Annotated in this window: 7 protein-coding genes; 2 read left to right on the top strand and 5 right to left on the bottom strand. The window is 65.0% G+C overall.

Annotated features, from left to right (window positions below):
- Positions 1 to 104 precede the first annotated feature (104 nt).
- Together C7451_RS12590 and C7451_RS12585 are read left to right on the top strand one after the other, a co-directional pair.
- Entirely contained in the window at positions 105 to 2237 is a 2133-nt protein-coding gene (locus C7451_RS12590) for an acetate--CoA ligase family protein (RefSeq protein ID WP_425266486.1), read from the top strand.
- Between the two features lie 101 nt (positions 2238 to 2338).
- Positions 2339 to 3184, top strand: coding sequence for a p-hydroxycinnamoyl CoA hydratase/lyase (locus C7451_RS12585; protein WP_110299325.1), 846 nt, complete (start codon positions 2339 to 2341; stop codon positions 3182 to 3184).
- A 63-nt stretch (positions 3185 to 3247) separates the two neighbouring features.
- On the opposite strand, the gene C7451_RS12580 is transcribed toward C7451_RS12585, so the two are convergent.
- The 5 genes from C7451_RS12580 to C7451_RS12560 form a co-directional block, all read right to left on the bottom strand.
- Complete coding sequence (locus C7451_RS12580; RefSeq protein WP_110299324.1) at positions 3248 to 4363, bottom strand: NAD(P)-dependent alcohol dehydrogenase; 1116 nt, start codon at positions 4361 to 4363, stop codon at positions 3248 to 3250.
- A gap of 101 nt (positions 4364 to 4464) precedes the next feature.
- A complete protein-coding gene (locus C7451_RS12575; RefSeq protein WP_110299323.1) occupies positions 4465 to 5877 on the bottom strand; it encodes an aldehyde dehydrogenase family protein in 1413 nt (470 codons plus the stop codon).
- Between the two features lie 54 nt (positions 5878 to 5931).
- Positions 5932 to 8583, bottom strand: a complete 2652-nt coding sequence (locus tag C7451_RS12570) for a TonB-dependent receptor (RefSeq protein ID WP_208625210.1) — start codon at positions 8581 to 8583, stop codon at positions 5932 to 5934.
- 163 nt (positions 8584 to 8746) lie between these two features.
- Positions 8747 to 9676, bottom strand: a complete 930-nt coding sequence (locus C7451_RS12565; RefSeq protein WP_110299322.1) for an AraC-like ligand-binding domain-containing protein — start codon at positions 9674 to 9676, stop codon at positions 8747 to 8749.
- Between the two features lie 158 nt (positions 9677 to 9834).
- A complete protein-coding gene (locus C7451_RS12560) occupies positions 9835 to 12288 on the bottom strand; it encodes a zinc-dependent metalloprotease (protein ID WP_110299321.1) in 2454 nt (817 codons plus the stop codon).
- Positions 12289 to 12323 lie beyond the last annotated feature (35 nt).

Genomic DNA, 12323 nt, shown 5'->3' with positions numbered 1-12323 from the left:
CCGCAGCACTCGTCGCTTTTTCCGGTTGCAAAAATGTATGCCTAGCATACAATCTCGGCAAATGGGCGGTTGATGCCCTGCCCTTCCTGCCGGAGAGATTGCCTGTGGATACCGTCCTGAGCCGCCCCGCCGAGGCGCTTGCGCGCGCCGATCTGGCTCGTCTGCTCAAGCCGAAATCGATCGCCATTATCGGCGCATCGGACAAGCCGGGATCGCTCGGGGCCTCGGTGCTGAGCAACCTTGAACGTCAGGGCTTTGACGGCGCGATCCATCTCGTGAACCCCAAAAGGGACGAGATCGGCGGACGACCCTGCATAACCACGGTCGACCACCTGCCTATGGGCGTCGATGCGGCGGTGCTGGCGATTCCGCGGGCAGGCGTGCTCGACGCCGTGCGCGGGCTGGCCGCGCGGGCATGCGGGGCGGCGGTGATCTTCTCCGCCGGCTTTGCCGAGGATGGTCCGCAGGGCCTGGCCGACCAGCAGGAAATCGCCGCGATCGCGTACAAGGCCGGCATGGTGGTGGAAGGACCCAACTGCCTGGGTCTGGTCAATTTCATCGACAATATCTCGCTGACCTTCATCGAGATGCCGCAAGCCAGGGCCGAGGGGGACCGGCGGGTCGGCATCGTCTCGCAATCCGGTGCAATGGCAGCGGTGCTGGCGACGACCATGATCCACCGCGACATACCCTTGTCCTGCTATATATCGACCGGCAACGAAGCCGCGAGCGGGATAGAGGATTATCTCGACTATCTGGCCGATCAGCCCGAAACGGCGGTGATCGCGATGATTGCCGAGCATATCCGCAATCCGTCCCGGTTCCTCGCTGCTGCACGGCGCGCACGGCTGGCAGGCAAGCAGGTGGTGCTGCTGCACCCCGGCAGCAGTGCCGCAGGCGCGGCCAGTGCCGCCACGCATACCGGCGCGATGGCCGGTGACCATGCGCTCATGGCCGTGCATGTCCGCCGTGCCGGGATCGTCCTGGTCGAATCGCTCGAGGAGCTGGGCGACGTGACGGAAATCCTGGTGCGCTGCCCTGCCCTGCCCGATCCCGGCATCGGCGTGGTGGTCGAATCGGGTGCGCTCAAGGCCATGCTGCTCGATCTGGCAGAAACCACGGGTCTCGCCCTGCCCGCGCTCGACGCGACGACCAGCCCGCTGTTGCGCGAGGCCTTGCCGCCGTTCGTACCGGTCACCAATCCACTCGATGTTACCGCCCAGGGCCTGGTCGACCCGGGGCTTTATGGCCGCACGCTCGCAGCGCTGGCGCAGGAGCCGCGCGTCGGCGCCATCCTGCTCGCGCTGATCCAGATCGAAACGCGCACATCGCATGTCAAGTTTTCTGCCGTGCTTGACGCTCTGGACCAGAAGCATGTCGGCAAGCCCCTGATCGTGTGCGGCGTCGACGAGGGCGGCGGTGTTCTGGACGAGGACGTCGCTGCGCTGCGCGCACGGGGCGTAACCTATCTTCCGACGCCCGAACGCGGCTTGCGGGCACTGGCAAGGGCAGTCTCCATATCGAAACCGGACAGCGACCATGATGCAGTGCAGGCAGCCCCACTGACCGGGCTGGGCTTGCCAGGCACCACGATTCCCGAATATCGCGCAAAGGCGCTGCTGGCACCGCTGGGCATCACCTTTCCGCCTGGACGAATGGTGACCAGTGCAGAAGCGGCGGCCGATGCGGCCGACATTCTGGGCTATCCGGTGGTGCTCAAGGCACAATCGCCCGCTCTTCCGCACAAGAGCGATGCTGGCGGAGTCGTGATCGGGTTGGAAGACCGCGCGGCGGTGATCGCAGGCTGGCAGCGCCTGACGACGAGCGTCGCTGCAGCACGACCCGATCTGGTCCTGGATGGGGTGCTGGTCGAGGGCATGGCACCCAGGGGGGTCGAACTGATCGTCGGCGCGCGCTGCGATCCGCTCTGGGGACCGACCTTGCTGGTCGGCTTTGGTGGGGTGACCGCCGAACTGCTGCACGATGTGCGGCTGTTGCCGCCTGACCTCGGCATTGCCGAAATCACGGCGGAAATTTCGAGGCTGCGCATGGCGCCGCTGCTCAATGGCTTCCGTGGCAGCCCGGTCATGGACGTGCCAGCCGTCGCACGGCTGATCCATGATCTGGGCCGGACCCTGATGGCCACGCCGGACATTCGCGAGGTCGATCTCAATCCGGTCATCGTCTACCCGCAAGGCGAAGGCGTGATCGTCCTGGATGCGCTGATCTCGCTTTAGTCCGTCCGGCCGGGAAGCCGGATCGGTCGCGCCCAATTTGTATGCTAGAGCAACAATATAAGCTCGAATTCTGCATGAATATCCAGAGAAAAGGAGTGACAATGTCTGAACAACCGGTCGTTTCGGTGCGGGTGGAAGACCGCATCGCATGGGTGAAATTCGCCCGTCCCGAAAAGCGCAACGCGATGAACCCTGCACTCAACCGCCAGATGATGGAGGTGCTCGACGATCTGGAGTATCGCGACGATGTCGGCGTGCTGGTGCTGGGTGGCGAAGGCAACAGCTGGTCTGCCGGCATGGACCTCAAGGAATATTTCCGCGAGACCGAAGCGCAGGGCCTGCGCGGCGTGCGCAAGTCGCAGCGCGAGAGCTATGGCTGGTTCCGACGCCTGCGCTGGTTCCAGAAGCCGACGATCGCGATGGTCAACGGCTGGTGCTTCGGCGGCGGTTTCGGTCCGCTGTTCGCCTGCGATCTGGCGATCTGCGCCGACGAGGCGCAATTCGGGCTGTCGGAGATCAACTGGGGCATCCTGCCCGGTGGCGGCGTGACCAAGGTGGTTGTCGATCTGCTGCCAATGCGCGATGCGATGTGGTTGACGCTGACCGGCGAGCTGATCGACGGCAAGCAGGCGAGCGCGATCCGGCTGGTCAACGAAAGCGTCCCGCTCGAGCGGCTGGAGGCGCGCACGACCGAGGTGGCGCAGCTGCTGCTCAAGAAGAACCCCGTCGCGCTGAAATTTGCCAAGGATGCGGTGCGAAGGGTCGGCGTGATGACCTATGACGAGGCCGAGGACTATCTGGTCCGCATGCAGGAAGCGGCGAATTTCCACGACAAGACCGACGGTCGCAAGGAAGGTATCCGCCAGTTCATCGACGAGAAAAGCTACAAGCCTGGCCTGGGTTCCTATGATCTCGACAAGGCGGCAGCACAGACGGGACAGGACTGACAAAAAGGCCCCGCCCGGATAATTCCGGACGGGGCCCTGTACCGGACGTTCAGGCGGTGGCGATCAGACCGGCATCCGCACGATGGGCTTGACCACCCTGCCGCTCTCTCCGGCGGCAATCGCACCCTCGATGTCTTCGAATTCGAAAAACTCGACAAGCCGGTCGAACGGGAAGCGGCCCTGGCGATAATGGTCGATCAGCAGCGGAATGAAGCTCTGCGGATCGGCGCTGCCCTCGACTACGCCGCGCACGACGCGCCCGGCACTCATCAGATGCGCGGCATCGGCGATGACCCGTGATCCGAACGGGTAGGCGCCAACCAGCGCAAGCTCTCCCAGCGGAGCCAGGGCCAGAATTGCCTGATTGACCAGATCGGCAAGACCCGTCGTATCGAAGATATAGTCAAACCCCGCCGGACAATCCGCCGCCCGCGCATGATCGAGCAGCGTGCCGCTGGCCGAATGGAAGCCATGGCTGGCGCCCAGCTCGAGCGCCAGTGCAATACGTGCGTCATTGATATCTAGCGCGACGACCCTGCTCGCCCCGGCGATCCTTGCGGCCATGATCGCGGACAGGCCGACCGCGCCCGCACCGATCACGGCAACGTTCGATCCGGCGCGCACCCGGCACGAATTGAGCACGGCCCCCGCGCCGGTCTGGATGCCGCAGCCGAGCGGCCCGAGCAGTTCGAGCGGCAGGTCGGGATCGACCCGGACCGCGTTGCGGCGGTTGACCAGCGCGTGCGTCGCAAAGGAGGACTGGCCGAAGATGTGGCTGTGCACTGACTGGCCCGAAGCATCGCAAAGACTGGTCGTGCCATCGGCGCGCGATCCGAAGAAGTTGAGCGGAGCCCAGCTGTGGCAATAGGCCGGCTGGTCGTGGTCGCACGACGGGCAATGGCCGCACGACATGAAGCTCAGCACCACGGCATCGCCCGGTGCAAGATCGTCCACTTCGCTGCCGGTGGCGCGGACGATGCCCGAGCCTTCATGCCCCAGCACCACGGGAAAGGGCACCGGCAGATGGCCGTCGCGCATCACCATGTCGGTGTGGCAGATGCCGACCGCGCAGATTTCGACAAGAACCTCATCGGGCTGCGGATCGCTCAGGGTGACGGGTTCGATAACAGGCGCTTGGCCGACGGTTCGCGATACGGCGGCTCTGGCTGAAATAGGCATGGGTCTAGGTTCTCCGCCGGGGAGTGATGGCGCAGCATCACGACATGGAAAGGGCTATCCGGCTCCGTCCCGGTCAATGGGCAAGCGGACGGAGCCGAAACTCAGGCAAGCGCCACCGCGTTCACGATATGCGCCTGGGTATATTCATGCAGCGCCTCTGCCCCCAGCTCTCCGCCGAGCCCCGATTGCCTTGCTCCGCGGAACGGGATGTCGGGCTCGATCGCGAGATGATGGTTGACCCAGACGGTGCCGGTCTGGATGCGCTCTGCCACTGCGGTGGCGCGGTCGACGTCCATGCCCCATACCGTGCCGCCCAGGCCATATTCGGACGCGTTGGCGCGCGCGACGACATCGTCGATATCGTCATAGCGCAGCACCGGCAGCACCGGCCCGAACTGCTCCTCCTGCACCAGCCGTGCGTCCTCGGGCAGGTCGCGCACGATCGTCGGCGCAATGAAATAGCCGTCGCGGTCGAGCGGCGCACCGCCCGCAATCACCTTGCCGGTGCGCGCGGCATCGGCAATCAGCTCGCTCACCTTCTCGAACTGCATCCGGTTCTGCACCGGGCCGATCATCGTGCCCTGCTTCAGACCGTCATCGACAATGGCTGCCCGCGCCAGCCCGGCAATCTCCTCGCAGAACGCATCGTAGATCGACGAGGGCACATAGGCGCGTTTCACTGCCACGCAGACCTGGCCCGCGTTGACCATCGCACCGTCGAACACCTTGCGCGCGGCAAGACCGGGCGGCACGTCGTCGAGCACGATAGCCGCATCATTGCCGCCCAGCTCCAGCGTCACGCGCTTCACGGTGCCAGCGGCGGAGGCCATGATCTTCTTTCCAGTCGCGGTCGATCCGGTGAACGCCACCTTGTCGACATCGGCATGGGTGGTGAAGTGCACGCCGAGATCATTGTCGTCGACCAGGATGTTGACGACACCCGCAGGAAGGATCGTGCCGCACAGTTCGCCGAACAGCAGCGTCGTCAGCGGCGTGGTCGGTGCGGGCTTGATCACCATCGTGTTGCCCGCGATCAGTGCCGGGCCAAGCTTGTTCATCAGCAGGATGAGCGGGAAGTTCCAGGGCGTGATCGCAGCAACCACGCCCAGCGGGCGGCGATGCTCGACCACCCGGTTGCCGTCGCGTTCGCGTAGCACCTTCGGCTCCAGCCGATGATCGCGAAAGGCACGCAGGATGAAGGTGCAGCCGATGACCTCGCCCATCGCCTGATCGAACGGCTTGCCCTGCTCGCTGGTGAGCAGCCGCGCGAATTCCGCTGCGCGCGCTTCAAGGGCTGCGGCAAGCTGTTCGATCCGGTCGGAGCGATCTTCCACCGGCAGCGCGGCCCAGCCGGGAAATGCCCTGCGAGCGGCATCCACAGCGCGGTTGAGCAGGTTGATATCGGCCCTGGGCGCAAATGCGAAAGGCTGGGCGGTTGCGGGATTGATCACGGCAAGGCTGCTGTCCGAACCCAGCAGCTCACCGTCGATCAGCATCTTGAAATCATGGCTCATCGTCGCACTCCAGAGGTGGGACGGGGCGCATCGCGTGCGCCCTGTCGGTTGAGGTCAGAACTTGAAGCCGATCCGCGCATACCATTCGCGCGGGCGGTTGAAGCTGCCGAAATAGACACCCGCCGCATCGTTCGCCCCGGCGGAAACCAGATAGCGCTTGTCGGTCAGGTTGGTCCCGCCCACGGTCAGTTCCCAGCGGCGATCGGGCTCGCGATAGGTGATGTTGGCGTTGAAGATGTCGATCGCCGGTCGGCGCAGCGGCAGATAGCGCGCCACCTCGTTCCACACCGCGCTGCGGTGGCTATAGTCTGCCAGCATGACGATCGAGGCGCCATTGGCCAGATCGACCTCGTAGCGCGGGCTGAAGTTGAACGACCATTTTGCCGTCTTGGGCAACTGGCCGCCGACAACTGCCCCCAGCCGCAGACCCGGAATGGGCCCGGCAACGTCGGGGCGAGAGACGCTTGCCGACAATTCGGTGAACGTGGCGTCGAGATAGCCCAGCGAGGCATTGAGCGTGAGACCGTTGATCGGCGCGGCCACCATCTCCAGCTCGAAACCCTTGATCCGGGCCGTGCCTGCATTGTCGATGGTAGGCGAGGTGCCCACCTGCTGGTTGAGCTGCACATCCTGGTAGCGGGTCGTGAATGCCGCAAGGTTGAGCTGCAGCCGCCGGTCGAGCAGGGTCGACTTGATCCCTGCTTCCCAGGTGGTGGCGACCTCCTCGTCGAAATCGGGCGCGACATTGCCTTGCGGGTTGGTGAGCCGGGTCGTCCAGCCGCCTGTCTTGTAGCCGCGCGAATAGCTGGCATAGACCATCACGTCTTCGGCCGGGTGCAACTGCACGCCAATCTTGGGCGAGAAGTCATCGAAGGTCTTGCGATTGACGCCCGGAACATAGAGCCGCACCGGGTTGGTCGGATCGGGAAAGCCGAGTGCGGCAAGGCAGGGTGGCCCGCCCGCCGCGACCGGAGGTGCCAGCGGGAAATTGCCGAACGGATTGATCGTGCCATCGGGCGTGGCACAGTTGAACAGCTTGTAGTTGCCGCCATTCAGGTCCTGCTGGCCGCCCTCGAACAGCTTGCGTTCGCTGGTATAGCGGCCACCCAGAGTGATGCCGATCCACTCGGCGGGGCGGAAATCGACCTGGCCGAAGAACGCATAGTTGCGGGTGTCGAATTCGTTCGGGCCATCGACCTGCAGCAGGCCTTCGTCGAAGGTCACATAATCGTGCAGATCCCCGCTTTCGTTGAAATAATAGGCACCGAGCACGAAGTTCAGCTTCTCGTCGAGCAGATCGGTGCCGAGCAGTTGCAGTTCCTGACTGAACTGCTTCTGGTTCTGCGCAAAGGTCAGCTCGAGCATGCTCAGCGGCGAGCCATCGACATCGGTCCCGGCGCGCCAGTTGGTCTTGCGATAGGCGGTGATCGACCGGACCATCAGACCATCGGCGATATCCGCCTCGAAATTGCCCGCGACGCCCCAGGCCTGAAGCTTGTTGAAAGAGGGCCCGGTCGCATAGCTGAGATCCGGATCGTCGAGGAGGAAACGGCCATCCCATGGCAGGCGATCATTGGACGGATTGCCATCGACATTCACCCCTGCCAGCGGCGCCAGCAGTCCGCCGGGAAAGGCGCTGGTGCCGCGCGCTCCGCAGATCGCCGAAGCACCGCGCGCCGCGATCTGCGCAGGCGTGGAACTGATGCAGAAATTGTAGAGCCCGGCAAACAGGAAGCCGCCGCTGGGATTGACCGGATTGATCGCGGTACCCGGCAGGGGGTTGGTCGGTGCAAAGGGGCCGGCGGGGAACGAAACCGCGATCAGTGAGCTGGTCTGGCCCGGAGAATCCTGGTTGGTATAATCGCCCGACAGCGTGACGCGCACGCTGCCGCCATCGTCCCAGCGCAATTTGCCGCGCAGGCTCATCGAATTGTCGCCAGACTGGCGCGATGCAGTCGCATAATCGGCATTGTTGAACGCGAGGAAGCTGTCCGAATTGGCAATCGCCCGCCGTTCGTCCGCGGTACCCTCATAGGGAATGCGCCGCTGAAAGCCGTTGCGGCTGGTCACCGACCCGGTCAGCGATGCGGCAAGACCATCGGCAATCGGAACGTCGATCGTGGCACGCGCGCGCAGCAGGCTGAAGCTGCCGGTCGTCAGATCACCGCTCAGGCGGAATTCGTCGCCCGGATTATGCGTCACGATCGATACCGCCCCGCCAATCGTGTTGCGACCGAACAGCGTGCCCTGCGGCCCTTTCAGCACCTCGATCCGCTCGACATCGGGCAGGTCCTGATTGGCCCCGACGGTGCGGGCAAGGAACACGCCGTCCAGATAGATGCCGACGCCGGGATCGATGTTGAAGGCAAAGTCGTCCGATCCGATCCCGCGGATGGTTGCCGACAGCACTGCCGATGTTCCGGAAAACGGCGTGCCGCCATCCAGATTGACATTCGGCGCCAGACCACTGAGCGAAGAGATATCGGCAATGCCGCGCTCCTGCAGGGCTTCCCCGCCAAAGGCGGTGATGGCGATCGGCACGTCCTGGACATTTTCCGATCGCTTCTGCGCCGTAACGACAATTTCCTGAATGCCGCCCCGCTCGGCCGGATCCGCCTGAAGTCGGTCGGCTTCCTGCGCCATGGCAGCGGGCATCAGCGCGGTGATCAGCGCCAGCGCGCTTGCGGAACCAAGCATCCTCTTCATGCAACTCTCCCCTCTCGTCCGGCCCTGTTTCCGGCCTGGCTTCAGCGTGATTGTGGGGATGGCTTAGAGCATGGCGCAGGGCGGCGGCGCGGACGAGCGCGCCAGAACACGGACAAAAGCGCCACCCTTGATCATGGGATGGCGACAGCGCGGCAAAACGGGATCAATGCGCGGTGCGATAGGCCTTGGGCGAGGTGCCGAACCGCTGCACGAACCGCCGCGCGAAATAGGACGGGTCGGCAAAGCCGCATTCCAGCGCGATATCGGTCACGCTCGACTGCGGCTTGGACTTGAGCAGCCACGCGCCACGGATCAACCGGTGATCGGTGATCATCTGGCCGATGGTGGTGCCACCCCGTGCCGCCATGCCCTGCAGTGTCCGCAAGGGGATGCCCGTGTCGTGCGCGATCATCGCCGGGCCAAGATCGAAATCACCCAGCCGGTCCATAATGACCTCGCGTACCCGCTGCAGCACAGGGTCCTGGGCACGGCTGGGCTCGCCGGCATCATGCGCGAGACAGCCGACAATAAGGTCTATCAGCACCGCCGAATGCGTCCTTGCCAGTGCCGGAGGAAGCGGCGTGGTCGCCTCCTGCCACAGCGATCCCAGAAACCGGCCCAGAATCCGAGAGCCGAGATGATGGCCGGGAATGGTGCGCGCCAGATGATCGTCCAGATCGGGCAACCGCCGCGCCAGATCATCCCCGTCCAGTTCGACGACCATCAGCTCATGATCGGTCTGGCAGTTGAACTGGTAATATTCCTCGGCGGCGCACAGCGCCATGTCGCCCGCCCCAAGCCGCGCCAGACGCCCGCGATGGACGAGTTCTATCTGCCCCTGGTTGACGAAATGGGCGATGATCTTGCGCTCGCTGCCGATGGTGGATCGATCCGCGTGGCGCGTGACGGTCGCAGCGCTGGATCGCGGCCGGACCATGCGGGTGGGCCCCAGATCCCACAGACTCAAGCGGGCATCGAACCGGCTCTGCGCGGTGTTCACCACCATCCCCCGATAGGTCGATGCGATAATGTCGTTCCAATAGCCCAGCCTGTCGGATGGTCCCACAACCCGGGTCGATACCGTCTCCACCATTGCCCAGCCTCACCTGCACGGTTTTCTGTTTTTTGCAAACAGTATAAGACATAGCAATCGTGGTGCAAGACCCATAAGCTGGGCCCCGTCGCGCAGAAAACCGCCCCAATGGCGGACCCTGAATGCAGTCCGTGCAACCGGAGCGGACGGGACCTGCCCTAGTCTTCCAGGCTGCCGATCGGCATGCCGGGCGGAATTGGCAGATCGGCCTTGTCGCTTGCCAACATGGCCTTCAACGCGTCGCGATCGCTGAGCAATCGCGCGGTCGAGAGCGCCCAGGCCCGATCTGCCGGATCGGCAAAGCGCTTGCCGGTCTGCGCATCGGCCCATTCGTGCAGCGCCTGATCGATCCGCGTCGCGGCATCGACGCCAGCATCGGGTGACGCCGCCGCTCTGGCGAGCGACACCATGATCCGCGTGCCCAACGCCCGTCGGATTGCGCCCAGCCTTGCGTTGGCGACCGGCGCATCGGCAAGGGCCAGCAACCGCTGCGCAACCGTGTGCGCGCCGGGAATGGCATTGTCGGCGCGATGCTGCTCTGCCATGCGCGCCAGCCGCTCGGGCGCGAGCAGCGCGTTCAGGGTCTGCTGCGCCGCCACTTGCGCCGCGACCAGCGGATCGAACGCGGCTGCGCCTGCCATCGGCATGATCTCGATCTCGGTCTGGCGGTCGTAATCTCCCGAATAGCCGGCAGACAGCTGCGATACCAGGGTTGCAGGGATATCAAGCCCCTCCGGCTTCATCGTGGCGAGCAGCGATTCGAGCGCGCGCACCTGCTCGGCAGCAGATACCGGTGCCCCCTGAAACGCGGCCTGCTGGCCCATGGCATATCCGGAATAGCGCCCGCCGAGCAGCTTGGCCGCCGCCTCGATCTGATAGCGGTGCACCAGCCATATCGGCACGAACTTGCGGCGCAGCGCAGCCATCGGCTCTCCGGCAGCCAGCGCCGCCGGGCCGAAGCGCGAAACCGCGGCGGAACGCACCTGCATCATCCGGTCGAGCTCGGCCACAGGATCGGCTCCGTCATCCCACAGGCTGCCCCAGGGCTGGCTCGCCGAGACGCTGCGCGCATTCTCGTCCGAGACGTAGCGCAGCCCCTCGCGCTCGGCTGCTTCCGCCTTGGCGCGCGCGGCGGCATCGGGATCGCCACTTACCGGATCGCCATAGAGCCAGTCGATCGCGTGGACATCCCAGCGTCCCATCCCGATGCCATAGGCATCGGAAAGGTCGGGCACCCCGTCCTTCAACCCGATGCGCGGTGCGGGATAGTCCATGACCGAGGCGCGATCCTGCGTGCTGCCAGCAAAATTGTGCATCAACCCCAGAGCATGGCCGACTTCATGTGCGGCGAGCTGACGGATGCGCGCCAGCGCCACCTGCGCCGGGTCGTTGGGTCCCCCGGTTCCGGTCTTGTCCGCACCGACCAAGCCTTCGTAGATCAGCATGTCCTGGCGAACGCGCAGCGACCCCAGCAGCACCGCACCCTTGAGGATCTCGCCGGTGCGCGGGTCGGTTACGGCATAGCCATAAGACCAGCCACGCGTCGCCCGGTTGACCCAGTTGACGACATTGTAGTGGATGTCGAGCGGGTCGGCCCCTTCGGGCAGGATCTCGACGCGATAGGCATCGATATAGCCCGCCGCCTCGAAAGCCTGCTTCCACCAGGATGCGCCTTCGAGCAGCGCCGTGCGGATCGGCTCGGGCGCGGCATTGTCGATATAGAAGGTAATCGGCTTGCGCACCCGCGAGCGCGGGGCATCGGGGTCGAGCCGTTCCAGCCGGAAGCGGTTGGCGAGATTCTGCACGATCTGGCCGCCGAGTGGCGCGGAGAAATCGAGGATCTGCGTCGCGAAACTGCCGCCGCGCGGATCGAACTGGCGCGGCACATAGCCGCTTTCGGGCATGGCAATCAGGCTGTGACGCACGACCAGTGTGACCTGACGGCTGTCGGGGGCAATGTTGCGCACCTCGAGCCCCGGCGTATCGCTGGCATAGGTCTGGCGTGCCTCGAACTCCAGGTTCATCGGGAAGGCGCGCACTGCATTGGGATCGGCCGCGCTCAGGCCATCGACCAGCCGCCAGCCCTTCTCGCCGCTGCTGTTGAGCTGCGCGGTGACGTTGCGCGTGTCGCGTGCCAGGAATGGCGCGATATCGACGAGCAGCCGCCCGTCGGGCCCTTCGATGGCATCGCCCATCCAGATCAGCGAGGTGGCAAAGGCATTGGCGGCAGCCGCCTGTTCCGCAGGCGTGCCGCTGCTGGCCCGGAACCGCGGATTCTCAAGCTCGAATGCGACCTTCTTGCCCATGCGGCGAACGAGCAGCATCTGTGCAGGGCCGGGCGCCGCGCGGTCGAGCCCGATGGGTGCAGAGCCCAGGCCCGTGCGCAAGGCCGTGGCATAAAGCATCCGCGCCACGACGCCATCGGCCCCTGCGGCAGGAAGCGAGAGCAGGATGCGCCCGCCCTTCCTGTCGACATGGACCGGATAGAGCCCGTCGAGCTTTTCCGTTCCGGCAATCGGGCTGGTTGAGGCTGATGCAGGCGGCGCGGCCTGAGCCTGAAGCGGAACGGCCAGGGCGGCGAGCCCCAGGGCGAGTGCAAGCGAACGGTTCATCGGACCCCCAGTCTGTTCGGGCCAGACTAGGGGCC

The sequence above is a fragment of the Blastomonas natatoria genome, assembly GCF_003201955.1.
In the GTDB taxonomy this organism is placed as follows: Bacteria; Pseudomonadota; Alphaproteobacteria; order Sphingomonadales; family Sphingomonadaceae; genus Blastomonas; species Blastomonas natatoria.
This window is presented reverse-complemented; position numbering and strand designations above follow the sequence as displayed.